General features: G+C 71.8%; 23 protein-coding genes. 6 read left to right on the plus strand and 17 right to left on the minus strand.

Annotation, left to right across the window (positions count from 1 at the left end):
• Positions 1-157 precede the first annotated feature (157 nt).
• Positions 158-1,510: a class II 3-deoxy-7-phosphoheptulonate synthase gene (locus ACWIGU_RS21300; protein ID WP_454403024.1), complete on the minus strand. Its 1,353-nt coding sequence runs from the start codon at positions 1,508-1,510 to the stop codon at positions 158-160.
• A gap of 100 nt (positions 1,511-1,610) precedes the next feature.
• Between ACWIGU_RS21300 and ACWIGU_RS21305 the strand changes: the two genes are divergently transcribed.
• Both ACWIGU_RS21305 and ACWIGU_RS21310 read left to right on the plus strand, forming a co-directional pair.
• Positions 1,611-1,667 (plus strand): trp operon leader peptide, encoded by a 57-nt coding sequence (locus ACWIGU_RS21305; protein ID WP_351255831.1) that lies wholly within the window; start codon positions 1,611-1,613, stop codon positions 1,665-1,667.
• A gap of 105 nt (positions 1,668-1,772) precedes the next feature.
• Complete coding sequence (locus tag ACWIGU_RS21310; protein WP_454403026.1) at positions 1,773-3,698, plus strand: anthranilate synthase family protein; 1,926 nt, start codon at positions 1,773-1,775, stop codon at positions 3,696-3,698.
• Here the strand turns inward: ACWIGU_RS21310 and ACWIGU_RS21315 are convergent.
• The 5 genes from ACWIGU_RS21315 to ACWIGU_RS21335 form a co-directional block, all read right to left on the minus strand.
• Positions 3,641-4,645, minus strand: coding sequence for a 2-hydroxyacid dehydrogenase (locus ACWIGU_RS21315; protein WP_356283513.1), 1,005 nt, complete (start codon positions 4,643-4,645; stop codon positions 3,641-3,643). The genes ACWIGU_RS21310 and ACWIGU_RS21315 overlap by 58 nt on opposite strands.
• 146 nt (positions 4,646-4,791) lie before the next feature.
• Complete coding sequence (locus tag ACWIGU_RS21320) at positions 4,792-5,820, minus strand: 6-phosphofructokinase (protein WP_454403028.1); 1,029 nt, start codon at positions 5,818-5,820, stop codon at positions 4,792-4,794.
• Positions 5,821-5,971: 151 nt separating this feature from the next.
• The gene (locus ACWIGU_RS21325; protein WP_454403030.1) at positions 5,972-6,667 is read right to left on the minus strand and encodes a response regulator; all 696 of its coding nucleotides are present in this window, start codon (positions 6,665-6,667) and stop codon (positions 5,972-5,974) included.
• Positions 6,664-7,893: a MacS family sensor histidine kinase gene (gene macS, locus ACWIGU_RS21330; protein ID WP_454403032.1), complete on the minus strand. Its 1,230-nt coding sequence runs from the start codon at positions 7,891-7,893 to the stop codon at positions 6,664-6,666. Before macS ends, ACWIGU_RS21325 begins: the two co-directional genes overlap by 4 nt.
• Before the next feature lie 57 nt (positions 7,894-7,950).
• On the minus strand, positions 7,951-8,727 hold the full coding sequence (locus ACWIGU_RS21335; protein ID WP_454403107.1) for a lysophospholipid acyltransferase family protein: 777 nt from the start codon (positions 8,725-8,727) through the stop codon (positions 7,951-7,953).
• Positions 8,728-8,892: 165 nt separating this feature from the next.
• Here ACWIGU_RS21335 and ACWIGU_RS21340 point away from each other — a divergent pair, with 165 nt between their 5' ends.
• Positions 8,893-9,672, plus strand: a complete 780-nt coding sequence (locus ACWIGU_RS21340) for an alpha/beta hydrolase (protein ID WP_100592181.1) — start codon at positions 8,893-8,895, stop codon at positions 9,670-9,672.
• Positions 9,665-10,396: a hypothetical protein gene (locus ACWIGU_RS21345; RefSeq protein WP_454403034.1), complete on the plus strand. Its 732-nt coding sequence runs from the start codon at positions 9,665-9,667 to the stop codon at positions 10,394-10,396. Before ACWIGU_RS21340 ends, ACWIGU_RS21345 begins: the two co-directional genes overlap by 8 nt.
• Positions 10,397-10,402: 6 nt before the next feature.
• On the opposite strand, the gene ACWIGU_RS21350 is transcribed toward ACWIGU_RS21345, so the two are convergent.
• The 6 genes from ACWIGU_RS21350 to ACWIGU_RS21375 form a co-directional block, all read right to left on the minus strand.
• Positions 10,403-11,161, minus strand: coding sequence for an endonuclease/exonuclease/phosphatase family protein (locus tag ACWIGU_RS21350; protein WP_454403036.1), 759 nt, complete (start codon positions 11,159-11,161; stop codon positions 10,403-10,405).
• A gap of 75 nt (positions 11,162-11,236) precedes the next feature.
• Positions 11,237-12,190 (minus strand): ROK family glucokinase, encoded by a 954-nt coding sequence (locus ACWIGU_RS21355; protein WP_356283531.1) that lies wholly within the window; start codon positions 12,188-12,190, stop codon positions 11,237-11,239.
• Positions 12,191-12,243: 53 nt separating this feature from the next.
• A complete protein-coding gene (locus ACWIGU_RS21360) occupies positions 12,244-12,729 on the minus strand; it encodes a DUF5304 domain-containing protein (RefSeq protein WP_454403038.1) in 486 nt (161 codons plus the stop codon).
• 88 nt (positions 12,730-12,817) lie between these two features.
• On the minus strand, positions 12,818-13,984 hold the full coding sequence (locus ACWIGU_RS21365) for an ArsA-related P-loop ATPase (protein WP_454403040.1): 1,167 nt from the start codon (positions 13,982-13,984) through the stop codon (positions 12,818-12,820).
• 106 nt (positions 13,985-14,090) lie between these two features.
• Positions 14,091-14,525: an SRPBCC family protein gene (locus tag ACWIGU_RS21370; RefSeq protein WP_356283540.1), complete on the minus strand. Its 435-nt coding sequence runs from the start codon at positions 14,523-14,525 to the stop codon at positions 14,091-14,093.
• 80 nt (positions 14,526-14,605) lie between these two features.
• A complete protein-coding gene (locus ACWIGU_RS21375) occupies positions 14,606-15,367 on the minus strand; it encodes a metallophosphoesterase family protein (protein ID WP_454403042.1) in 762 nt (253 codons plus the stop codon).
• A gap of 309 nt (positions 15,368-15,676) precedes the next feature.
• Between ACWIGU_RS21375 and ACWIGU_RS21380 the strand changes: the two genes are divergently transcribed.
• Entirely contained in the window at positions 15,677-17,473 is a 1,797-nt protein-coding gene (locus ACWIGU_RS21380) for an AMP-dependent synthetase/ligase (RefSeq protein ID WP_454403044.1), read from the plus strand.
• A gap of 86 nt (positions 17,474-17,559) precedes the next feature.
• Here ACWIGU_RS21380 and ACWIGU_RS21385 read toward each other — a convergent pair whose 3' ends face one another.
• On the minus strand, positions 17,560-18,702 hold the full coding sequence (locus ACWIGU_RS21385; protein WP_454403046.1) for a glycosyltransferase family 4 protein: 1,143 nt from the start codon (positions 18,700-18,702) through the stop codon (positions 17,560-17,562).
• 78 nt (positions 18,703-18,780) lie between these two features.
• Between ACWIGU_RS21385 and ACWIGU_RS21390 the strand changes: the two genes are divergently transcribed.
• A complete protein-coding gene (locus tag ACWIGU_RS21390) occupies positions 18,781-20,076 on the plus strand; it encodes a glycosyltransferase 87 family protein (RefSeq protein WP_454403048.1) in 1,296 nt (431 codons plus the stop codon).
• On the opposite strand, the gene ACWIGU_RS21395 is transcribed toward ACWIGU_RS21390, so the two are convergent.
• From ACWIGU_RS21395 to ACWIGU_RS21410, 4 genes are all read right to left on the minus strand, one after another.
• Positions 20,033-21,241, minus strand: coding sequence for a hypothetical protein (locus ACWIGU_RS21395; RefSeq protein WP_454403050.1), 1,209 nt, complete (start codon positions 21,239-21,241; stop codon positions 20,033-20,035). The two genes, ACWIGU_RS21390 and ACWIGU_RS21395, sit on opposite strands and share 44 nt — an antisense overlap.
• Before the next feature lie 51 nt (positions 21,242-21,292).
• Complete coding sequence (locus ACWIGU_RS21400) at positions 21,293-22,336, minus strand: NlpC/P60 family protein (protein ID WP_454403052.1); 1,044 nt, start codon at positions 22,334-22,336, stop codon at positions 21,293-21,295.
• A 401-nt stretch (positions 22,337-22,737) separates the two neighbouring features.
• Positions 22,738-23,769 (minus strand): NlpC/P60 family protein, encoded by a 1,032-nt coding sequence (locus tag ACWIGU_RS21405; RefSeq protein ID WP_454403053.1) that lies wholly within the window; start codon positions 23,767-23,769, stop codon positions 22,738-22,740.
• 316 nt (positions 23,770-24,085) lie between these two features.
• Entirely contained in the window at positions 24,086-25,435 is a 1,350-nt protein-coding gene (locus tag ACWIGU_RS21410) for an NYN domain-containing protein (RefSeq protein ID WP_454403055.1), read from the minus strand.
• Positions 25,436-25,451: the final 16 nt, after the last annotated feature.

The raw sequence follows: 25,451 nt of genomic DNA on the forward strand, positions 1-25,451 counted from the left end.
CAACCCGGGGTCCCCCCCCCCCCCATCCGCCCCGGTTCGTTCCCCCCCCCCAAATCCCGGGTGCGCCAACCCAACCCTCCCCCGCGGGGGGTGCACAAAAACTGGGCGGGGGGCCGCGTTTCGTTGTCACCCCCCCCCCACGGCATTTACTGCAAGATCACTGGTCGCGGTACATCTCCGCCACCAGGAACGCCAGGTCGAGGGACTGGCTGCGGTTCAGACGCGGGTCGCAGGCCGTCTCGTAGCGCTGGTGCAGATCGTCGACGAAGATCTCGTCGCCGCCGCCCACGCACTCGGTGACGTCGTCACCGGTGAGCTCGACGTGGATGCCGCCCGGGTGCGTGCCGAGCGCCTTGTGGACCTCGAAGAAGCCCTTGACCTCGTCGAGCACGTCGTCGAAGCGGCGGGTCTTGTGGCCCGAGGCCGCCTCGTACGTGTTGCCGTGCATCGGGTCGGTGATCCAGCCGACGGTCGCGCCGGAGGCGGTGACCTTCTCGACCAGCTCCGGGAGCTTGTCGCGGACCTTGTCGGCGCCCATGCGGACGATGAAGGTCAGGCGGCCGGGCTCGCCGTCCGGGTCGAGGCGCTCGATGTACTGCAGCGCTTCCTCGGGCGTCGTCGTCGGGCCGAGCTTGATGCCGATCGGGTTGCGGATCTTCGAGGCGAACTCGATGTGCGCGCCGTCCAGCTGGCGGGTGCGCTCACCGATCCACACCATGTGGCCCGACACGTCGTACAGGGTGCCCGTACGCGAGTCCACGCGGGTCAGCGCCGACTCGTAGTCGAGGAGCAGTGCCTCGTGGGAGGAGTAGAACTCGACCGTCTGGAACTCGGCCGGGTCGGTGCCGCAGGCGCGCATGAAGTTCAGCGCGTTGTCGATCTCGCGGGCGAGCTGCTCGTAGCGCTGGCCGGACGGGGACGACTTCACGAAGTCCTGGTTCCAGGCGTGCACCTGGCGCAGGTCGGCGTAGCCGCCGGTGGTGAAGGCGCGCACCAGGTTGAGCGTGGAGGCGGACGCGTTGTACATCCGCTTCAGGCGCTCGGGGTCCGGGACGCGGGCCTTCTCGTTGAACTCGAAGCCGTTGACCGAGTCGCCGCGGTACGTCGGCAGGGTCACGCCGTCACGGGTCTCGGTGCCCTTGGAACGCGGCTTGGAGTACTGGCCGGCGATGCGGCCGACCTTCACGACCGGCACCGAGGCGGCGTAGGTGAGGACGGCACCCATCTGGAGCAGCGTCTTGAGCTTGTTACGGATGTGGTCGGCCGACACCGCGTCGAAGGCTTCGGCGCAGTCGCCGCCCTGGAGGAGGAACGCCTCTCCCTTGGCGACGGCAGCCAGTCGGGCGCGCAGCTGGTCACACTCGCCCGCGAAGACGAGCGGCGGATACGACTCGAGCTCCGCGATCACATCGCGCAGAGCCTCGGCATCGGGGTACTCGGGCTGCTGCGCCGCGGGCAGGTCTCGCCAGGTGTTGCCAGCGCTTGCGCTGGTCTTAGCGTTCACGGTCACGTCCTCAACATTACGGGGTCATGTCGGTGGTCCATTCGACCGCTCACCCTTTGAGACGTGTCGCCCACAGATGAGCTGCCCATCGGGTAGGGTTCCGGCCATGTTCGCGCACACGACCCGTAACTGGTGGTGGACCGCTCACCCGGCGGCCCACTGACTGCGCGTACAGCGAAGCGAAGGCCGCCCGAGGGCGGCCTTCAGTGTTTTCCGGGACCTGGCCGTTCCTCTCCGTCACCGGAGTCTGGAAGAGGAATCACCTGCCATGGACCTGTCCGAGCTGCTGCACGACGACCGACCCTTCGCCCTGCTGCGCCGCCGCGCGCCGGGCCGTGCCGCCGGGAACACCGACACCGTGGAACTCCTGGTCGGCCCGGTGAACACGTACGAGCGACTCGCCGACATCCCTGAGGGCCTCGCCCTCGTGCCGTTCCGGCAGATCAGGGAGCGCGGCTTCGACGTCCGCGACGACGGCACCCCGCTCGCGGTGCTCACCCCCGAGGAGACGTACGAGCTGCCGCTGGCCGAGGTCCTTGCGCAGCTCCCGGCCCATGACGTCCGCGTGTCGGACGGCGGCTTCGACGTGGACGACGCCGAGTACGCGGACATCGTCGACCGGGTCCTGCGCGAGGAGATCGGACTGGGCGAGGGCGCCAACTTCGTGATCCGGCGGACGTACGAGGGTGAGATCCGGGGGTTCGGGAGGGCGGACGCGCTCGCGCTGTTCCGGCGGCTGCTCGCCGGGGAGCGGGGCGCGTACTGGACGTTCGTCGTGCACACCGGCGAGAGGACGCTGGTCGGGGCGAGCCCCGAGGTCCATGTGCGGATGTCCGGCGGCACGGTCGTCATGAACCCGATCAGCGGCACATACCGCTACCCGGCCGACGGCCCGACGCCCGAGCACCTGCTGGACTTCCTCGCCGACGGGAAGGAGATCGAGGAGCTGTCGATGGTCGTCGACGAGGAGCTCAAGATGATGTGCACCGTCGGCGACATGGGCGGGGTCGTGATCGGCCCGCGCCTGAAGGAGATGGCCCATCTCGCGCACACGGAGTACGAGTTGAGGGGCCGGTCCTCGCTGGATGTGCGCGACGTGCTGAAGGAGACGATGTTCGCGGCGACCGTCACGGGGTCGCCGGTGCAGAACGCGTGCCGGGTCATCGAGCGACACGAGGTCGGCGGGCGCGGCTACTACGGGGGGGCGCTCGCGCTGGTCGGGCGGGACGCGGGCGGGGCGCAGACCCTGGACTCGCCGATCCTGATCCGTACGGCCGACATCGACGCGGGCGGGAGGCTGCGGGTACCGGTCGGGGCGACGCTGGTGCGCGGCTCCGACCCGGCGAGCGAGGTCCAGGAGACGCACGCGAAGGCGGCCGGGGTCCTTGCCGCGCTGGGGGTGCGGCCCGGGCGGCCGCGCGGCGAGGGCGTGCGGCCCGCGCTCGCCGACGATCCGCGGGTCCAGGCGGCGCTCGACGGGCGGCGGGCGGCGCTGGCGCCGTTCTGGCTGCGGATGCAGGAGAAGGCGGCGGCTCTGGAGGGGCACGCGCTGGTGGTGGACGCCGAGGACACGTTCACGGCCATGCTGGCGCATCTGCTGCGGTCGTCGGGTCTCACGGTCTCCGTGCGGCGCTACGACGAGCCGGGGCTGCGGGAGGCCGTGCTCGCCCACGAGGGACCCGTCGTCCTGGGCCCCGGACCGGGCGACCCCTCCGACGAGGCGGACCCGAAGATGCGTTTCCTGCGCGCGCTGACCGCCGAGGTACTGCGTGATCACCGGCACGGCGTGCTCGGCGTGTGCCTCGGCCATGAGCTGATCGCGGCCGAGCTGGGCCTGGAGATCGTCCGCAAGGAGGTGCCGTACCAGGGCGCGCAGACGGACGTCGATCTGTTCGGGCGGAGCGAGACCGTCGGGTTCTACAACAGCTTCGTGGCGCACTGCGACGACGACGCGGCGGTGGAGCTGGCCGCGCACGGCATCGAGGTGAGCCGGGACGCGGCGAGCGGCGAGGTGCACGCGCTGCGCGGGCCGGGTCGTGCCGGAGGCGCGCCAAAAAACGCAGTGGCGGGGGTTCAGTTCCACCCGGAGTCGGTGCTGTCGCTGCGCGGGGCCGACGTCGTGCGGGAGCTGCTGGCTCAGCTCTTGGGCGCGGAGGGCACGAGGACGTTCTCGGAGCGCCGGCCCGCCCGGTAGTCGAGGACGTTGGCCACCGTGGTCTCGATGATCTGGTTCACCGCGTCCACGGTGTAGTACGCCTGGTGCGACGTGACCAGGACGTTCGGGAAGGTGACGAGGCGGGCCAGGGTGTCGTCCTCGACGACGTCGAGCGACTTGTCGAGGAAGAAGAGTCCGGCCTCGGCCTCGTACACGTCGAGGCCGACTCCCGTGAAACGGCCCTCGCGCAGCTCGGAGACGAGCGCCTTGGTGTCGATGAGGCCGCCGCGGCTGGAGTTCACCAGGATCGCGTCGTCCTTCATGGTGCGCAGGGCGGCGCTGTCGACGAGGTGCTCGGTGGCGGGGAGCAGGGGTACGTGCAGGCTGATCAGGTCGGCATCGGTGAAGAGGCGCTCCTTGTCGACGTACTTCATGCCGAGTTCGACGCAGGCGGGGTTCTCGGCGATGTCCCAGCCGAGGAGGTTCATGCCGAAGCCGTGGGCGATCCGGGTGAACGCCTCGCCGATCTTGCCGGTGCCGAGGACGCCGACCGTGCGGCCGCGCAGGTCGCGGCCCATCAGCCCGTCGAGCCTGAAGTCGAAGTCGCGAGTGCGGTTGGAGGCGCGCACGACACGGCGGTTGACGGCCATCGCGAGGGTCCAGGCGAACTCGGCGACGGAGTACGGCGAGTAGTACGAGACGCGGGCGACGGTCAGGCCGAGCCGCTCGGCGACCTCGAGGTCGATGTTGTTGAAGCCCGTGGAGCGCTGGGCGATCATCTGCGTGCCGCCGGCGGCGAGGGTCTGCAGGACGCGGTTGTTGAGGGTGGCGTTGACGCTGGTGGAGATGATCTCGTAGCCGGCCGCGATGGGGGCCGTGTCCTCGTTGAGGAAGACGCCCAGGCAGCGGACCTCGTGATGCCCCTCGAACGCCTTCTCCATGAGGGGCTTCTCGTCGGACTGCACGCCGAATGCGAGGATCTCCACGACTGCTCCATTTTCTTCCGTATCGCGTCGTGTGTGCCGGTCATGGCGAATATACGGGCCGGGCAACCCCGCGACACCCGGGAGTGGGAGAGCCTCGCCCCGCCCACCCCCGGCGTCGCTCCGGGCGTCGACCGCCGCCTCGCGCCTCAGCCGAAGAAGACCCCGGCCTCCTCGTACAGCGCCGGATCGACGGTCTTCAGCCGGGCGGTCGCCTCCGCGATCGGTACCCGGACGATGTCCGTGCCGCGCAGCGCGACCATCTTCCCGAAGTCGCGGTCGCGCACGGCCTCGATGGCGTGCAGCCCGAAGCGGGTGGCGAGCCAGCGGTCGAAGGCACTGGGGGTGCCCCCGCGCTGGATGTGGCCGAGGACCGTGGTCCTCGCCTCCTTGCCGGTGCGCCGCTCGACCTCCTTGGCCAGCCATTCACCGACTCCGGAGAGGCGGACGTGCCCGAAGGAGTCGAGCGTCCCGTCCTTGAGGACCATCTGCCCGTCCTTGGGCATGGCGCCCTCGGCGACGACGACGATCGGGGCGTACGAGGCCTTGAAGCGGGAGGTCACCCAGGCGCAGACCTGATCGATGTCGAAGCGCTGCTCGGGGATGAGGATGACGTTGGCGCCGCCCGCGAGGCCCGAGTGGAGCGCGATCCAGCCCGCGTGGCGGCCCATGACCTCGCAGACCAGGACCCGCATATGGGACTCGGCGGTGGTGTGCAGCCGGTCGATGGCCTCGGTCGCGATGCCGACGGCGGTGTCGAAGCCGAAGGTGTAATCGGTTGCGGACAGGTCGTTGTCGATGGTCTTCGGCACGCCGACGACGGGCACGCCGTACTCGTCGGTGAGGCGCGCGGCGACGCCGAGGGTGTCCTCGCCGCCGATCGCGATGAGTGCCTCGACCTCCTCCTTGGCGAGGGTCTCCTTGATGCGGCGGATGCCGTTCTCGACCTTGAGGGGGTTGGTGCGCGAGGAGCCGAGGATGGTGCCGCCCCGGGGCAGGATGCCGCGGACGGCCGGGATGTCGAGCCTTACGGTGTCGCCTTCGACCGGCCCGCGCCAGCCGTCCCGGAAGCCGACGAATTCATAGCCGTACTCCTGCACGCCCTTGCGGACGATGCCCCGGATGACGGCATTGAGTCCGGGGCAGTCGCCGCCTCCGGTCAGTACTCCGACCCGCATGGAAATGTCCCTTCGCCACAGCACTGTGAGCTGACACGGGTCACGCTAATAGTGATCCATGTCACTTCGGCAGCACGCGAAGGGTGAATTCGATTGAAGAGTGCGGGAGTTGACCTTTGTGTGGTGATCCTTCAGGAGACCGCGGGGTCGCTCATGCCTCGTCGAGGCCGCGCTCGATGGCGTATCGGACCAGCTCGACGCGGTTGTGCAGCTGGAGCTTGCCCAGGGTGTTCTGCACGTGGTTCTGCACGGTGCGGTGCGAGATGACGAGGCGCTCGGCGATCTGCTTGTAGCTCAGGCCCTTGGCGACCAGGCGCAGGACCTCCGTCTCGCGCTCGGTGAGCTGCGGGGCCTTGGGCTCGCCGGCGCCCGCGGCGGGCGCGGGCTCGGAGGCCAGGCGGCGGTACTCGCCGAGGACGAGGCCCGCGAGACCCGGGGTGAAGACGGGGTCGCCCGCCGCCGTGCGGCGCACCGCGTCGGTCAGCTCCTCGGTGGACGCCGACTTCAGCAGATAGCCGGTGGCGCCGGACTTCACCGCCTCCAAAACATCGGCGTGTTCCCCGCTCGCCGACAGGACGAGGACGCGCAGCGCGGGGTTGGCGCCTACGAGTTCCTTGCAGACCTGGACGCCGGGCTTCTTCGGCAGGTTCAGGTCGAGCACGAGGACGTCGGGTGCGGCGGCGCCGGCCCGGCGCACCGCCTGCTCGCCGTCGCCCGCGGTGGCCACCACGTCGAAGCCCGCCTCGGCGAGGTCCCTCGCGACGGCGTCGCGCCACATCGGATGGTCGTCGACCACCATGACCCTGATCGCGCCCGCGGCGGCGCCTTCCTGCTGCTGCCCGGTCATCTTCCCGATCCCGCCTTCCCCCGTGAAACCTTCGGAACTCTCAGTTCGACCTCGGTGCCCTGTCCCGGGACCGAGATCAGCTCGGCGGTGCCGCCGATGTCCCGCAGCCGGCCGCGGATGGACTGGGCGACGCCGAGCCGCCCCTCCCCCTCGGCCTGCGCGAGACGCCCTTCCGGAATGCCCGGTCCGTCGTCCCGCACCGTCACGATCACCGCGTCGGGCTCGTCCTCGACGAGGATCCAGGCCCTGGCGTCCGTCCCCGCGTGCCTGCGCACATTGTCCAGGGCGGCACCGACAGCCGCCGCGAGTTCCTTCGCCGCGACCGGCGCGAGGAGCACCGGGGTGCCCGGCTCGGCGAAGCTCACCCGCGCCCCGGCGTGCGGCGCGAGCAGCGACCTCAGATCGCTGGGCGCCGAGGTGCCGGGCAGCTCGTCCGGCTCCTCCACGGCCCGTACGAGCGCGCCCTGCGAGGCGTCCTCGCAGGCGCGCGAGGCGGGCACGAGACCGCCGGCGACCAGGGTCCGCAGGGCCACCTCCTGCTCGCCGGCCATCCTGCCGAGCTCGGCGGCCTCGCCGCCGAGGGCGGTGCCGCGGCGCTGCACCATGGCGAGGACCTGGAGCACTCCGTCGTGGATGTCGCGGGCGAGCCGCTCCCGCTCGCGCGTGGCCGCCTCGATCTCCAGGGCCCGGGCGAGGGTGCGCTCGGAGGCACGGGCCACCTCGACGACGTAGCCGATGGCGATCGACGCGATGCACACGAGCAGGACGTTGTGGAGGGTGTCGCGGCTGAAGGCGCCGCGCTGCAGGACGTTCGCGACGCCGACGAGCAGCGAGGCGAACGCGGCCCACCGCCAGCCGCCCTTGACCGCGTACGCGAGGACCGCGCCGGCCGTCCAGATCGACGGCAGGGTCGGGCCCCCCTCCACGATCCGGCTGTGCTCGACGGCGAGCGGGGTGAGCAGGATGCCGGCGAGCGCGACGGTCAGGTCGGCGGTCAGGAAGCGCTTGGTGCAGCTCGCGGCGTTCGCGACCCTCGGCAGGGTGGCCAGGGTCCACACGACGAGGACCGCGAAGTACCCGATCGCCACCCAGGGACGTACGAACCTGTCCTGGGCGGTGACGAACAGGCCGATCGCGTACAGCATCGTCAGCAGCCGGTACGCCGTCAGCGCGCGCCACAGCGGCTGCTCGACGGACATCCTCATCACGCGCTCACGCCTGGCCACGCATCCACCCCCCGGACCACCGCCCCCGCGACGACCGCTCTCAGAACGACGACGCCGCTAGGACGCCGGCCGTTCCGTGCCGCCGCCCTTGTTCTCCCTGGCTTCCTTCTCCGCGGCCTCTTTCCCGGCCTTGGCTTCCTTCTCCGCCTTGGCCTCGGCCTTCGCCGCGTCCGCGATCTGCCGCTTGGCGGCGGTCGCGTACATGTCGACGTACTCCTGGCCGGAGAGTTTCATGATCTCGTACATGACCTCGTCGGTCAGGGCCCGCAGCACGAACCGGTCGTGCTCCATGCCCTGGTACCGGCTGAAGTCGAGGGGCTTGCCGATGCGGATGCCGGGACGCATCAGCTTGGGCATGACCTTGCCGGGGGGCTGGATCTTCTCGGTGTCGATCATCGCGACCGGGATGACGGGGGCGCCGGTGGCGAGCGCCACGCGCGCGAGGCCGCCGGGCTTGCCGCGGTACAGGCGGCCGTCGGGCGAGCGGGTGCCCTCCGGGTAGATACCGAACAGCTCGCCTCGCTCCAGGACCTCGATGCCGCTCTTGATGGCGGCCTCTCCCGCGCCGCGCGAACCGGAGCGGTCCACGGGGAGCTGGCCGACGCCCTTGAAGAACGCGGCCGTGAGCTTGCCCTTCACACCGGGTGTCGTGAAGTACTCGGCCTTCGCGATGAAGGTGACCTTGCGGTCGAGCACCGCCGGCAGGAAGAAGGAGTCCGAGAAGGACAGGTGGTTGCTGGCCAGGATGGCGGAACCCTCGGCGGGAATGTTCTCGAGGCCCTCCACCCAGGGCCTGAAGCCGAGCTTCAGCGGCCCTCCGATGGCCACCTTCATTGCGCCGTAGATCAACCCACTGCCTTCCCTTGTGCGTGGATCAGACCTTAACCCGCGCCGCAGGCCGGGGGCCCGACGGCCCTGGTCGGTGTCAGCGCGGTCGCGTACGGTGAAGTACGCCCCGCAGTCCTGGGCAATTCCCCTCTCACGAACAGGAGACCGAAGGTGCCGGTCATTCCTGGAGCCGAGCCGTACCGCCACGAGGGCGGCGAGGTCGGCGTCCTCCTCTGTCACGGTTTCACCGGTTCCCCCCAGTCGCTGCGCCCCTGGGCGGAGTACCTCGCCGAGCGCGGCCTCACCGTTTCGCTCCCCCTGCTGCCCGGTCATGGCACGCGCTGGGAGGACATGCAGGTCACCGGCTGGCAGGACTGGTACGCGGAGGTGGACCGCGCCCTGCGCGAGCTGCGGGACCGGTGCTCCCAGGTCTTCGTCTTCGGTCTGTCGATGGGCGCCGCCCTCGCGCTGCGGCTCGCGGCCAAGCACGGGGACGAGGTGGCGGGCCTGGTCCTGGTGAACCCGGGGAACAAGGTGCACGGCCTCGCCGCGCACGCCCTCCCGGTGGCCCGGCACCTCGTGCGCACGACGAAGGGGATCGCCAGCGACATCGCGAAGGAGGGCTCGACGGAGATCGGGTACGACCGGGTGCCGCTGCACGCCGCGCACTCCCTGCGGAACTTCTTCCGCATCGTCGACCGTGAACTGCCGCAGGTGACACAGCCCTTGGTGGTCCTGCACAGCACCCAGGACCACGTCGTGCCGCCCGTCGACTCGGCGCGCGTCCTCAGCAGGATCTCGTCCACGGACGTCGAGGAGATCCTGCTGGAACAGAGCTACCACGTCGCGACGTTGGACCATGACGCGGACCGGATCTTCGACGAGAGCTTTGCGTTCATCGGCCGGCTCGCACCCAGTGTCGGTAAGGAAGGGACGGCCACCGGTGGCTGAGCAGGACCGACGTGAGCCCGCCGGCGACGAGAGCCGCGAGCCGGAGGACGCGTCCGCCGAGACGGCGGCGTCGGGCACGGCGCTGCCCGGTCCGGCGCAGCTCGGCAAGGAGCAGCAGCCCGCCGCGGAAGCAGCCGCGGCTGCCGGGGACGCCGGCGAGCCCGTGGACGAGGACGCCGTCTGGGCCGCCATCGTCGCCGGGTACGGCACGGAGCCGCCGGACCCGCCGGGCGCCAGGCCGTTCAAGCCGATCGAGGACCTGGCCCTGCCCGACCTGGATACGGACGGCTCCGAGACGAACGGTTCGGGGACGAACGGTTCGGGGACGAACGGTTCGGGGACGAACGGTTCGGAGCCGGGCTCCGGCAAGACCGGGAAGCCCGCGACGCCGCTCGGCTCCTCGGTCTCCTTCGCACCCGGCGTCGGCGGCCCCCGCGACTACACGCCGTCGGAGCCGTCGGACGACGACGCCGACGAAGAGGGCCACTTCGTGCCCCCGGAGCCCCCGCCCTTGCCCGAGGCGGACGTCACCGCCAAGTTCGCCTGGCTCGCCGTGATCGGCGGCCCGGTCCTGATGCTGCTGGCGGTGCTGCTCGGCTGGCAGATGACGTGGTGGCTCACGACGGTCTGCATCGGTGGCTTCCTCGGCGGCTTCGGCACCCTCGTGATGCGCATGCAGGGCGACGATGACGACGACGATCCGGGGCGCGGCGCAGTCGTCTGACGCGCGTCAGCCCCGGGCGGCGGGAACCCTGAGGGCGGCCAGGACCGGGAGATGGTCCGTGGCCGCCCTCAGGTCGTCCTCGCTCACCCCCGGCATGCCCACCGGGACCCCGCAGCCGAGGACCTCGACGCCCCGTGTCGCGAGGATCGCGTCGATGCGCTGATGCGGGTCGGACGGCGTCGAGGTGTACTCGCCGAGCCACGGCTTCGTGGCCCAGGCGTCCTGGAGGGCCTCGGCGAGGAGCCGGAACGTGCGGCCACTGGGGCGTTCGTTCAGGTCACCGCCCGCGACGGCGTGGTCGACACCGAGCGCCGCGAGCCGGTCGAGGAGCATCCCGCCCTGCGCGTACCGCTCGTCCTTCTGCAGGCTCAGATGGCAGCTCAGCACGCCGATCCTGGCGCCGCCGAAGCGGACGACGGCGGTCGCGAAGCCGCGCCGGTGCAGACCGGGGGTGAGGGGCAGCAGGACGTCCTCGGTGCGTTCGACGGTGGCGCGCAGGGAGCAGAGCAGCGCCGGGCCCGCCGCACTCGCGCCGCCCGAGAGGATCACCAGGTCCGAGGCGGCCGCGAGCCGGGCGAGCTTCTTGCGCCAGCGGAAGAACCTGGGCGCCTCCTGGATCAGGACCAGGTCGGGGGCGCAGGCCGCGATGACGCGGGCGAGCGCGGCGGTGTCGTCACGCATCGAGCGGATGTTGTAGCTGAGCACCCGGACGACGGCCGAACCGTCGGGCTCGGTGCGGGAGTTGGGGAGCGATCCGGTGACCATGACGATCAAGATACGACGAACGCCCGCCGTTTCTCCGGGGAAACGGCGGGCGTTCGGTGGCTGGAGCAGCCGGTGTCACATGATCGGGTCGGGCTCCCGCGCCAGGTCCGCCGCTCCGACCATGCCCGCCTTGTTGCCGAGCTGGGCGGCGATGACGTCCGCCACGGGGCGCCAGTTGCCGCCGACCAGCCAGCGCTTGTAGGACTTGCGGATCGGGTCGAGGACGAGCTCGCCCTCGTCCGAGAGTCCGCCGCCGACGATGAACGCGGAGGGGTCGAAGAGCGAGGCCAGGTCGGCGAGGCCGGCTCCGGCCCAGCGGGCCAGCTCGCGGTAGGAGTCCACCGCCACCGGGTCGCCCTGGCGCGCGGCGACCGAGATGTGCTTGCCCTCGATGCCGTCCGGGGTGCCGTTGCCGAGCGCGAGCAGGATCTCCGCGTGTTCCGGGGTCGCGTTGGCGCGCTGCTTGGCGTAGCGGACGAGCGCGCGGCCGGAGGCGTACTGCTCCCAGCAGCCCTGGCTGCCGCAGCCGCACAGGAGGCCGTCGGGGACCATCCGGATGTGGCCGAACTCGGCGGCCACGCCGAAGTGGCCGCGACGCAGCTTGTTGCCGATGATGATGCCGCCGCCGAGGCCGGTGCCGAGCGTGATGCAGATGACGTTCCGGTGGCCCTTGCCCGCGCCGAACTTGTATTCGCCCCAGGCCGCCGCGTTCGCGTCGTTCTCGACGACGACCGGCAGGCCGACCCGCTTCTCGACCTCTTCCTTCAGCGGTTCCTGGCGCCAGTCGATGTTGGGCGCGAAGTAGACCGTGGAGCGCTGGCGGTTGACGTATCCGGCGGCGCCGATGCCCACGCCGACGATCTCGTGTCCTGCCCGTGCGCCCTCGACGGCCGAGGCGATCGCGTCAACGATGGCCTCGGACGTGCTGGGAGTCGGCACCTTGAACGTCGAGAGGATGTTGCCTTCCTCGTCGACCACGCCGGCCGCGATCTTTGTGCCGCCGATGTCGACGCCGATGGTGAGTCCCATGAATCCCTCAGTTCGGTCGAGCCCCGCTACGGCCCACCGTACCCGAGCGGTCTTCAGTCGAGGTCGATGTGTTCACCTTTTGAAGGCCCCTCGGGGCCCTCGTCACGGGGGTCCGTGTCGTCCCCGGTGGCCTGTCCGGCCTGGGCGCCCGATGATCGCTGGGTCCAGCGCTGCTCCTGGCGCTCCACGGCGGAGCGGTAGGCGGCGAGCAGTTCGTTGCCCGCGGCGGCGAGGTGGTCGAAGACCTCGGGGTTGCGTTCGACGACCGGCTCGACGGCCGCCTTCGCCTGCTTGACGACCTGGTTGACGACCTGCTGCGCGGTGCCCTGGGCGACCGCGCCGAGAAGGGGCGACTGGAGCCCCGACAGCTTTTCGGCGACGGCGTCGACGAGCTTGCGCAGCTCCTCGGCGGCCGAGCCGGGCGGGGGCCCCTGCTGGGCACGGCGGCGGGCCTTCTCCTCAGCGAGGTCCTCGGCGCACGCCTTCTCCCAGGCGTCGGCGTCGGCCTCGGGTGCGGGCTGCTCGGTGGCGTCGCTCATGACGGCTGACTCCTGCGAGAACGTATGCGGGTGGGTGCGTACCAGGTGGGTGCGTACCTTCGACGTTACCCGAACGGCGGTAGTCGGTTCACCGTCCCCGCGGCCACAGGCCGGGGTCCGGAGTGAACCGGATGCGCAGGACGCCGTCGCGCAGGCCGGCGCCGGCGACGGTGCAGCGGCGCAGCGCCGACGGCAGGGCGACGATGCGGCGGAGCGGTCCGGCGGTGACGACGAGTTCGTCGCCGCGCCGCACCAGGCCGAGGTCCTCCCGGACGGCGCCGGGCAGCGGCAGGTGCCACACGAGGACGCCCTCGTCGGCGATGCGGTCCTCGACGGGCCAGGCGATGGCGGGCGGCGCGGGCGGGACCGGCGGTGCGCCGAGCGCGGCCAGGTCGTCGGCGCCGCGCGGGTCACGGCCCAGATGCGGCAGTACGTGCACGTCGTACGTGCCCTGCCAGGCGGCGACGACCTTGCGCTGGCGGGCGGCGGCGTCGGTGAGCCACGGGTCGGTGGAGCCGTCGGGGAGCAGGCGGGAGGCGAGCAGCGCGTCGGCGCGCAGGCCGTGCAGGGCGAGGCCGGTGGTCGTGGTGAGCAGGGCGTCGGCCGCGGCGGGCGTGGGCTCGGCGACGAGGCGCACGGTCGTGTGCGGGTCCTCGATCACGGCCTGGGCGGCGGCGAGTTCGGTGTCCCAGCGCTCCGCCCTCTCGTACAGCCACTCCGCGGGCATGGGGACTCCGGCGAGGCGGCCGAGGAGGGGGCGCAGGGCGCGGGCGGCCTGCCGTTCCGGGGGGAGCAGCCGGCGCAGATAGCGGCGCAGCTGTTCCGGCAGGGCGAGCAGGGCGAGGGCCTGCGGCGCCGGGGGGAGGTCGACGACGACGAGGTCGTGGGGACCGCGGGCGCTGTCGCGCAGGGCGCGGAGCAGGGCGAGTTCGTGGCTGCCGGGCAGCGGGGTGAGCTCCTCGGCGTCGAGCCGGGTGGCGCCCAGGAGGTCGAGGGCGGACGCGGCCTTTTCCTGGAGGCCGGCGAGGTCCTCGCGGAAGCGGTCCGCCGGGGCGAGACGTATCGCGGTGAGACCGGGTTCGACGGACGTCGGCGCCGCGCTCGTGGGGGTGGCGAGGGCAGCGCCGAGGGTGTCCGCGGGGTCCGCCGAGAGCACGAGGGTGCGGGCTCCGCGGCGGGCGGCGGCAAGGGCCGTGGCCGCGGCGGCGGTGGTCCGGCCGGAGCCGCCGGGGCCGGTTACCAGAACGGTGCGCATGGGGTGTGAGGCTACCTGGGGCGCAGGTCGCCCCCGGCGGGCCGCCGGACGCGGACGGCGGGCCGCCGGACGCGGACGGCGGGCCGCCGGACGCGGGTACCGGCGGCTACTTCGTCTCCACTCGCTTCTTCAGGCCGGCGAGGGCGCGGTCGATGATGACCTTCTCGGCCTTGCGCTTGATCATGCCGAGCATGGGGATCTTGACGTCGACCGTGAGGCGGTAGGTGACCTCGGTGCCCGTGCCGGCCGGCCTGAGGAGGTACGTGCCGTCGAGGGAGCGCAGCATCTGGGACTTGACCAGGGTCCAGGAGACCTCGTTGTCCCCGGTCCAGGTGTAGGCCAGGGTCTGGTCGTCCTTGATCGCTCCGGCGTCCATGACGAGCCGCACCTGCTCGGCGCGGCCCGCGCCGTCCTTGGCGAGGACCTCGGCCTCCTTCACCTCTCCCGTCCAGTCGGGGTAGCGGGCGAAGTCGGCGATCACCCCCATGACATCGGCCGGTGCCGCCTCGATCGTGATGCTCGAGCTGGTGTGTTCCGCCATCGCGGTGGCTCCTCCAGATGCGGTCCGCTGAGGGGTGGTGTGTATCGCGTGAAGGCTACCGCGCACCGGCGGCGGCCCTGTCACCACTCCAGGGCCCAGGGCCTGCCCGAACCCGCGAAGTGGCCGACATTGACACACTCCGTCGCCCCGATCCGCATACGGCGGGCGAGCGGCTGGTGAACGTGTCCGAACAGGGAGTACCGGGGGCGGGTGCGCCGGATCACCTCCAGGAGGGCGCGGCTGCCGCGCTCGAAGCGGCGGGCGACGGTGTCGTAGACGAGTTCGGGGACGTCCGGCGGGATGTGGGTGCACAGCACGTCGACCTCCCCGACTGCCTCGAGCTTGGCGGCGTACTCCTCGTCGCTGATCTCGTACGGGGTTCGCATGGCGCTGCGCAGTCCGCCGCCGACGAAGCCGAAGACGAGGCCGCCGATCTCGACGCGCTCACCGTCGAGGACGGTCGTGCCTGATCCGGCGTACTCGGACCACAGGTGCGGGATGTCGACGTTGCCGTAGGTGGCGTACGTCGGTGTGGGGAACAGGGCGAAAAGCTCGGCGTACTGCTTGCGGACCGCCGTCTCGATGGCGGTCCCGCGATCGATCCCGGCCCAGAGCCCGGCTCCGAACGCGCGTGCCTCCTCGAAGCGGCGGGCGGTGCGCAGCTCGACGATCCGGTGCGCGTTCTCCACACCGAACAGATCGGGGAAGATGCCGCGCGAATGATCTGCGTAGTCGAGGAAGAGCACCAGGTCACCGAGGCAGACGACCGCGTCCGCCCCGTCTCCCGCCCGGGCGAGGTCTGTGGAGTTTCCGTGCACATCGCTGACCACATGTACGCGCATGCGATCACCCTAGAACTGTGTGGGAATCGTGGGTAGAGGGGGCCGGACCTGCGGTTACTTCCTATTGGCCGATTCGGTGGACTAGGGTCGGCGGAGCAGTTACACGGCGTGTGACGCAGCGAACATCTGGCCTGGACCCCCTACCGGAAAAGCAGTACCGATGGGTAACGTCCGGGCAGTCCAGTAGTGCTCAGCATTTCAACCACTGGGGCTACCACTGCTTCAGCAGCTGAGCACCTGCCCGATCTTGGACCGCATCGTCGACTCACACAATGCCGTGGCGCCGGTGCCCTATGAGGAGCAGCAGTCTTGCGCGAGTTCAGCCTTCCGGCCCTGTACGAGGTCCCCGCGGACGGCAATCTGACCGACATCGTCCGCAGAAACGCCGCGCAGCACCCCGACGTCGCCGTCATCGCCCGCAAGGTGAACGGCACCTGGCAGGACGTCACTGCCACCACCTTCCTCGCGGAGGTGCGGTCCGCCGCCAAGGGCCTGATCGCCTCCGGCGTGCAGCCGGGCGACCGGGTCGGCCTGATGTCCCGTACCCGTTACGAGTGGACGCTCCTCGACTTCGCGATCTGGAGCGCCGGCGCGATCACCGTCCCGGTGTACGAGACCAGCTCCGCCGAGCAGATCCAGTGGATCCTCGGCGACTCCGGCGCCGTGGCCTGCGTGGTCGAGAGCGCCGCGCACGAGGCCACCGTCAAGTCGGTGCGCGACGGCCTCCCCGGCCTCACCCACGTCTGGCAGATCGACGCCGGCGGTGTCCAGGAGCTGGACCGCGCGGGCGCCGACGTCTCCGACGTGACCGTCGACGAGCGCAGCGCGGTCGCGAAAGCCGACGACCCGGCCACGATCGTCTACACCTCGGGCACCACGGGCCGCCCCAAGGGCTGTGTCCTCACGCACCGCAGCTTCTTCGCCGAGTGCGGGAACGTGGTCGAGCGCCTCAAGCCCCTGTTCCGTACGGGCGAGTGCTCGGTGCTGCTCTTCCTGCCCGTCGCGCACGTCTTCGGCCGCCTGGTCGAGGTCGCCTCCCTGATGGCCCCGATCAAGCTGGGCCACGCCCCCGACATCAAGCACCTCACCGATGAACTGGCCGCGTTCCGGCCGACGTTGATCCTGGGTGTGCCGCGCGTCTTCGAGAAGGTCTACAACTCGGCGCGCGCCAAGGCGCAGGCCGACGGCAAGGGCAAGATCTTCGACAAGGCGGCCGACACGGCCATCGAGTACAGCCGTGCCCTGGACACCCCCAAGGGCCCGTCCATCGCTCTGAAGCTGAAGTACAAGACGTTCGACAAGCTCGTCTACTCGAAGCTGCGCGCCGTCCTCGGCGGCCGCGGCGAGTACGCGATCTCCGGCGGCGCTCCGCTCGGCGAGCGCCTCGGCCACTTCTTCCGCGGCATCGGCTTCACGGTCCTGGAGGGCTACGGCCTGACCGAGTCCTGCGCCGCCACCGCCTTCAACCCGTGGGACCGGCAGAAGATCGGCACGGTCGGCCAGCCGCTGCCCGGTTCCGTCGTCCGGATCGCCGACGACGGCGAGGTGCTGCTGCACGGCGAGCACCTGTTCTCGGGCTACTGGAACAACGAGGCCGCGACCGAGGAGGCGCTGGCCGACGGCTGGTTCCACACGGGCGACATCGGCACGCTCGACGAGGACGGCTACCTCCGGATCACCGGCCGCAAGAAGGAGATCATCGTGACGGCGGGCGGCAAGAACGTCGCCCCGGCCGTCATCGAGGACCGCATCCGTGCGCACGCCCTGGTCGCCGAGTGCATGGTCGTCGGCGACGGGCGCCCCTTCGTCGGCGCGCTCGTCACGGTCGACGACGAGTTCCTCGGCCGCTGGGCCGCCGAGCACGGCAAGCCGGCCGACTCGACGGCGGTGTCGCTGCGGGACGACGCGGATCTCATCGCGGCGATCCAGGCGGCCGTGGACGACGGCAACGCGGCGGTCTCCAAGGCGGAGTCGGTGCGCAAGTTCCGCATCCTGCCGATCCAGTTCACGGAGGAGTCGGGCCACCTGACGCCGTCCCTCAAGCTGAAGCGCAACGTGGTGGCGAAGGACTACGCCGACGAGATCGAAGCGATCTACCAGGGCTGAGCGTTGCGGGGGCTCCGCCCCCGCGTCCCCTGTCCTCGAACGCCGGTCGGACTGGATGGATCATCCAGCCCGACCGGCGTTCGGCGTTACAACAGCCCGCGCAGCCGCTCAGCCAGCAGATCCCACCGCCAGCGCTCCTCGACCCACTCGCGCCCCCGCTCCCCCATGCGACGCCGCAGCTCCCCGTCGCCGAGGAGCGTGATGATCCGGTCCGCGGAGTCCTCCGCGTCGCCGCCCTTCACGACCCAGCCCGTCTCCCCGTCGAGCACCGCGTCCGGCGCGCCGCCGGAGTCGCCCGCGACGACCGGCAGACCCGTCGCCGACGCCTCCAGGTAGACGATGCCGAGGCCCTCGACGTCCAGGCCGCCGCGCCGGGTCCGGCACGGCATGGCGAACACGTCGCCCGCCCCGTAGTGCGCGGGCAGCTCCGACCACGGCACGGCCCCCGTGAAGCGCACCGAGTCGGTGACACCCGTCTCCGCGGCGAGCCGCCGCAGCTCCTTCTCGTACGGGCCGCCGCCCACGACGAGCAGTACCGCGTCCGGGACGGCCGCCAGGATCCGCGGCATCGCGAGGATCAGCGTGTCCTGCCCCTTGCGCGGCACGAGCCGCGAGACGCACACGACGACGGGCCGGTCCGTCAGTCCGAGCCGCGCCCGCACGAGGTCGCCGCCGGAGCCGGGGTGGAACGTCTTCTCGTCCACGCCCGGCGGCAGCTGCACCATCCGCCCCGCCGCGGCGGGCGTCAGCGCGGCGGCGATCCGCGACCGCGTGTACTCACCGAGATACGTGATCGTGTCCGTCGACTCACCGATGCGGCGCAGGAGCCCGCGCGACGCGGGCAGTTGCGCCCAGCCGGCCTCGTGCCCGTGCGTCGTGGCCACCAGGCGCCGGGCGCCGGCCTTGCGCAGCGCCGGAGCCATCAGGCCGAGCGGGGCGGCCGCGCCGAACCACACCGACGTGCAGCCGTGCTCCTTGAGCAGTCCCGCCGCGCGCCGGGTGACGCGGGGCGTCGGCAGCAGCATCGTCGTACGGTCGCGCACGACGGTGAAGGGCTGCTCGGCGTCGAAGGCGGCGGTCGCCTCGACGCCCTCGCGGGTGCGCTTCCAGGTGGAGGCGTAGACGACGAGCTGCTCGGGGTCCAGGCGGAGCGCCATGTTGTGCAGGAACGCCTGGATGCCACCGGGCCTGGGCGGGAAGTCGTTGGTCACGATCAGGGTCTTGTGCATCGCCGCCGACAGTACCTAACGCGCCGGTGGGCCGTGCTTCATGGCCCCCGCACAGTTCCGCCCGGCATCATGGCCCGAATGATGCCGAGAATCCCGGTCCCCGCGGTGCTGGTGTGGGCCGCGACCCGGACGCTGCTCCTCCTGTGCGTCCTGAAGGTGATCACGGTCCCGGGGCCGGACGTGACGACCGACGTCTCCGTCATCTACCGCAACTGGTACGGGGTCCTGCGCGCGGGCACGTTCCCGCTGGACGACGTCACCTGGCAGTACCCGCCCGCCGCCGCGGGCGCGATCCTCACCCCCGCCCTCCTGCCGTTCCTGTCCTACGCCACCGCGTTCTTCGTGCTCGCCCTCGTCGCCGATGCGATCACCTTCGGACTCCTCGTGCGCGCGGGCGGGCGGCCCGGCAGGTCGTGGCGCGGGGCGTGGGTGTGGGTGGCGGGCGTGCCGCTGCTCGGCCCGACCGCGTATGCCCGCTACGACGTCATGGTCACCGCGGTCGCGGTGGCGGCGCTGCTGGCCGGGGCCCGGCATCCGCGCGTCATGGGGGTGCTCACGGGGCTCGGCGCGCTGCTGAAGGTGTGGCCCGTGCTCCTGCTGCTCGGGACCCGCCGCGGGCGCGTCACGCGGGTCTCCTGGGGCAGCGCGGCCCTCACGGCCGGCGCCCTGGTCGTCGTGTTCGCGGCGGCGATGCCGGGCGCGCTCGACTTCGTCACCTCCCAGCGCGACCGCGGCACGGAGGTCGAGTCGCTCGGCGCGCTGGTGTTCCATGTGGCGCGGCACTTCGGCTGGCCGGGTCACGTCGGGCTGCACTACGGCTCGATGGAGTTCCTCGGCCCCTACGTGGACGTCGTGAGCGTGGTCGCGCAAGGGCTGACGCTGCTCGCGTTCGGCTGGCTCCTGATGTGGCGGCTGCGGGCGCGGGCCTGGGCGCCGGGCACGCTCGCGGACGCGGTGTTCGTCGCGGTGCTGCTGTTCACGACGACGAGCCGGGTGATCAGCCCTCAGTACCTGCTGTGGCTGACCGGCCTGGCCGCGGTGTCGACGCTGTTCACCGCGAGCCGGATGACGCCGCCCGCCTGCCTGGTCCTGACGGCGTCCCTCGTGACGTTCCTGGAGTTCCCGCTCGGGTTCGCACACGTCGTGGGCGGCGACGGACTCGGCCTCGCCCTGATCCTCGTACGCAACGGCCTGCTGGTCACCGCGTCAGTGGCCGCCGCACGGCGACTGTGGCGCCGGACGGTCACGGAGCCGCGCCTGCGCGAACAGCCGCCGTCGCCGCAGCCGGCCCGCGACGAGACCCTGCTGGTTTCGCAATTTCCCTCGTCGGTCAGCCCAGCTGTGCGCTCAGATAGTCCCGCCACTGCGCCGTGAACTTCTCCTCCGTCGTCCCGAGCACGCTCGCCATCGCCTCCTCGACCGCCCCGGTCCGCCGCTTGTGTTTCCCCACCGCGCGATAGAAGTCGTTCAGCTTCGCCTCGCCCCAGCGGTCGGCGATCATCCGGCAGGCCAGCCACCCGCCCTCGTACGCCTGCGCGAGCCGCCCCGCGTCGCCGGTGAAGCCGAAGTCGGCGTCGGTGGGGAGCGCGGCCGGCAGCCGGCCGAGCCGCACCGCGCGCTCCAGTTCCGGCGCGGCCTGCCCCGCGGAGCGCCCGGTGCCGCGGTAGCCGACCCAGTCCGCGTACCCCTCGGACAGCCACAGCGGAGTGGCCCCCGACGTCGCCGCGCGGCTGGCGACATGGGTCGTCTCGTGCGTGAGGACGACCTGCTTGCCGAAGGAGCCGAGCACGCCGTAGGCGTCGGGGTTCACGATGATCCGGTCGGCCGGCGTCCGCCCCGGCGCGCCCGCCTCGCCGGTGGTCACCGCGGCGATCCCCCGGTAGCCGGCGGCGGGGGTCCCGAGCAGCGCGCCCATGCCGTCCAGGGACTTCGGGACGAGGACGACGACCCGCTGGGCCCAGCCGGTCCCCCAGGCGTCGCTCACGGCGGGCACGGCCTCGTCGGCGAGGTCCGCGTACGCACGCAGCGCGCCGTGTGACCTGCCGACGCCGAGGACGAGACTGTGCGCGCCCTTCTCGACGACGACCCTGCCCTGTTCCCAGAGCTGCTCGCCGGCCTTCGGGGCGGGCCGGTCGGACGTCACGTACCAGCGTCCCTCGCGCAGTTCGAGCGTGAGGGAGCGCGCGGAGACGACGGGGGCGCTGTCGTAGCCCTCGATCCGGTAGCGCAGTTCCGCGCCGGCGGTGGCGTGGCTGCCCGAGCGGTTCAGGCGGGTGAGCCGGTACGTCCAGGAGGTCAGCGGGACGTCGGCGAGGTTCGTCAGAACCGCGGCGTCCGCGCTGCCGGTGGCCCGGTACGCGGCCGGATCCCGGACGAGGACGGCATCGGCCCTGCGGTCGAGCGTGCGCTGCACATCGCCCCGGACCGTGTCCTTCGCCGCGCCCCCGCCACAGCCGACGAGCCCGGCGAGCAGGGCGGCCACGGACAGCAGGGCGACGCACGCCCCCGCTCCCCCCGCATCACGCCCACGACCAGACATCCTCCCGATCGTACGGCGCCTCCCGCGCCGGGCCCCACCGGCCGTGACCGCTCAGACCCGCGTCACGGACGACACGGGCATCATGCCCACCGGGTCGTAACGCACGGGCGCGCCGGGATAGGGGGCGTGGATGACCTGGCCGTTGCCCACATACATCCCGATGTGACTGGCGTCCGAGCGGTAGGCGACGAGGTCGCCGGGCCGCGCCTCGGAGAGGGGGACCTGCCGTCCCGCGTACCGCTGGGCCTGCGAGGTGCGCGGCAGGCCCACGCCCGCGCGCGCGTACGACCACTGCATGAGGCCCGAACAGTCGAACCCGGAGGGCCCGTTGGCGCCCCACACGTACGGCTTGCCGACCGCGGACATCGCGGCGGCGACCGCCGCGGCGGCCCGGCCGGACGACGGGACGTCCGCGCCCGACAGGTCGGGGACGCCGTCGCGTTCGCCACCGCGCGAGGCGCGCTCGTAGGCCTCACGCTGCGAGGCGGGCAGGGAGTCGAGCAGGCGGCGGGCCTTGGCGAGCTTGTCCTCGACGGTCCGCTTGTGCCGGGCGACGGCCTTGCGGGAGCGCTCCAGGTCGACGAGCTTGCGGGTGGCCTCGGCGCGCTCCTGGGACAGGTCGCGCTGCGCCCGCTGCAGTGCGGTGAGTTCGCCGGCCTGGCGGGCGGTGACGCGGTTGAGGACGGACGCCTTGTCGAGATAGCCGTCGGGGTCCGACGACAGGAGCAGGGCGAGGGCGGGGTCGATGCCGCCCGAGCGGTACTGGGCACCGGCGAGCGAACCGAGGGCGCCGCGCATGGTGTTGACGCGCTCCTGCCCGCGGGCGGCGCTGTCCTGAAGGTCCCCCAGTTCGTCGCGGAGCTTGTCGGCGCGCTCTTCGGCCTTGTTGAACGCCTCGGTGGCCCGCTCGGCCTGCTCGAGGAGGCGGTCGACCTCGGCCCGGGTGCCGGACGGGCGGTCCTGCGGCGCGGCGCCCGCGGGGGCGGCGGTGAGTCCGGCGGCGGCGGTGGCCGCCACGGCCGACAGGACGTACACAGTGGAGCCGCGCGCGCTCCGGTCGAGGCCGGACTGTGCGGGACGGCGATGGGACCCCACGGGTTGCGGCTCTCCTTTCCAGTCCCCCCGCCCCCGCCGCCCCAGGGGGCGGCAGGGCTGCGGAATGCGGGGCGACATTGACGTCCGCCCGGCACAGGCCCGGCTCCGGCCTGCGGGCCCACGTCGCGGGCCCGCTTCCGGCGGGTTCCTGCTTCAAAGGCCCCTGCCGAAACCCTGGGTTCCGGTCTTCCGAGAGCCTCCACAGGCGTCACTTCCCGCCCGTCCGGCGGTAGGTACGCCAGCTCTCGCTGACGGACAGCGCGGAAGCTATCACGCAGCGCAGTGGACGGATTGCCGGGAATATGCCTGCGCCCCGGCATCGACGCAGGTCGATGCCGGGGCGCAAAGTCAGGGGGAGCTCAGGATGTTCGCCCGAACGGGCGCGTCATCGCGCGCCGCCGTCAGCCTCCGATGCGGACGCCGAACTGGAACGAACCGACGGTGCTCATCGACTCGTAGCGGACGACGGCGCCGGGGTGCGGGGCGTGCAGCACCTGGCCGTTGCCGGCGTACAGGCCCACGTGCGCGAGGTTGTTGAAGAACACCAGGTCGCCGGGCCTGAGCTGGCTCATGCCGATCTTCGGGCCGTCGTTCTGCTGCGTGTACGTGGTCCGGGTTATGCCCGTCCCGGCCTGTGCGTAGGACCACTGGGTGAGCCCGGAGCAGTCGTAGGAGTTGGGGCCGGTGCCACCGGAGACGTACGGCTTGCCGAGCTGGGTGGCGGCGGCGTTCAGGGCGGCGGCGCCGCGCTTGGAGGCCGGGACCTCGTTGCCGAGGTCGACGCGGGAGGCGGCGGAGCGGCTCGCGCGGGCGTCCTCGGCGGCCATCTTCTGGCGCTCGGCGGCGGTGAGGGTGTTGAGGAGCTTCTGCGCGGCGCTGAGCTTGCTCTGGACCTGCTGCTTCTTCTTGCCGAGTTCCGTGCGAGTGTCGGCGAGGTCCTTGAGCTTGTCGGCGGCCTCCTGGCGCTCCTGCGCCAGCGCACGCTGCTTCTCCTGGATCTTCTTCAGGGCCTCGACCTGCTGACCGCTGAGCTGGTCGAGCGTGGAGGCCTTGTCCAGGAAGTCGTCCGGGTCGGCGGAGAGGAAGAGCTGGACGGAGGGGTCGATGCCGCCGGAGCGGTACTGGGCGCTGGCCATCGAACCGAGGCCGGAGCGCAGCGTGTTCAGGTCCTCCTGGCCGCGGGCGACCTTGTCCTGGAGGTCGCCGATCTCCTTCTCGAGCTTCTTCTGCTTCTCCTTGGCCCCGTTGTACCGGTCGGTGGCCCGGCCCGCGTCTTCGTAGAGCTTGTCGACCTTGGCCTTGACCTCGCTCTTGGTCGGCTTCGGCGCGGCCTGCGCGGCCTGTGACGTGAGGGCCACGGCTGCGGCGGCGGTTGCGGTGAGCACGGTCACGCGGGTGCGGCTCGGCTGCTTGGGTCGACGGTGGGACGCCACGAAGGCGAGCTCCTTCTTCCTCCAGCCGCCTACCGACACGCCGGTGGGCGGTGACCCTCTGCCGTCACTCCCGATGAGCGATCACCCGAGCGGAGGTTCGAGGCCAGACCTTAGTGACCTTCTTGTGATCAGTTCAAATCCTGACGAGAAAAAAGTCGGTCACCGAGCGCATTCTTTGCACTCAACTCACGTGCGGTAATGCTCGTTTGACGCTACGTTGCGTAAACGATCCGCCAATTCGGGCATCAGGCCCAGAGGTTACGTATGAGACCTACGTTGCCTATGTGGCGAAGGGCCGGAACTGCGCGGCGATCGGTCAGCCGCGCGAGAGGCGCTTCAGGAGCATCACGGAGGCGACGGGACGCGCACCCGACTTGGCGACCCCGTCGGCCACCTCGCGGTCCGTGGAGACGACCACGACGGGCCGTCCGGGGGGCTCGGCGCGCACGAGCTGGCGGATCAGCTCGTCGGCGGTGACACCCGCCTTCGAGAAGAGCACGCGCACCCCGCGCGGCGGCGCGAGCAGTACGGGCGCGGCGAGTTCGGCCCCGTCGAACACACAGGTGACCTCGGCGCCGGTCTGCGCGGCGAGCTGGGAGAGCGAGCCGAGCAGCCTCAGGCGCTGCTTCTCCAGCGGCATCGTCGGATAGCCGGTCTTGGTGACGTTGTAACCGTCGACCACGAGATGGGCCTGCGGCAGGGCGAGCAGCTGGTCCAGGATGGCGGGGTCGTGCTCGGACAGGGCGCGGGCCGCGATGTCCTTGGGAGACATCCGCCCGGGCTCGACGGCGTCCACCGTCTCGGCGGGGCGCACGGACACGGGCGGCAGCGCCAGTTCGCGGCGCAGCCCCTGCGCGGACTCCAGGACGGTGTCCAGGAGCAGCCGGACGCGCATGTCCTCGACGCTGCGGCCCTCGCGCGCCGCCTTGCGGGAGGCCTCGAGCGCCGCCTCCGTCTCGCCGAGCCGCGCCTTGAGCCGCCGCGTCTCGCTGTCGGCGGCGGACAGCTGTGCCTGCATCTCGGCCCGTACGGCCTCGGTCTCGCCGTGGATCTTGCGCACGGCCGCCTCGCCGCGCTTGACGTCACTGAGCGCGCTGCGCAGCTTGCGGTGGAGGGACTCGGCCTCCTTCTTCGCCGACTCCAGCTCCGTGCGCAGCCGTTCGGTCTCGGTCCTGGTCTGGTCGCGGGCGGCTGCGACCTCGGCGCGCAGCCGCTCCAGCTCGGCCCGCGCCTCGTCGTCGGCGCGCTCGGCGTCGGCCCGCACGGCCTCCTCGCCGGCGGCCGCGACGAGCTTCACCCAGCCGGTGGGCCGCAGCACATAGGCCGCGGCGGCCACGTCGAGGGGGTCGGCGGCGGGCGGCGGCGCCCCGGAGTCCAGGGCGCCGGCGAGCTCCGGCTGGGTCTCTCTGAGACGTTCGCCGATGCGCTGGCGGAACAGGGTGTCCCCCTCGAGCGCCGCGGCCATCGCATTGCCGGCGAACTTGGCGCGCCGGGTCGGGGTGAAGCGCGCATACTGCCGCAACTGGGGCGGCAGTTCGGCGATCGTCAGCCCGCCGAAGCCGTCCGAGACGATCTGCACGACCCGGCGCCGCACGCCTTCGGGCAACGGCCGGTCGAGCACCTCAGCGGCGCCGTCCCCGGCCTCTCCGCCTGCGCTCTCCACCATCCGTCACCCCAATGTC

The sequence above is a fragment of the Streptomyces sp. NPDC055400 genome, from assembly GCF_053644375.1.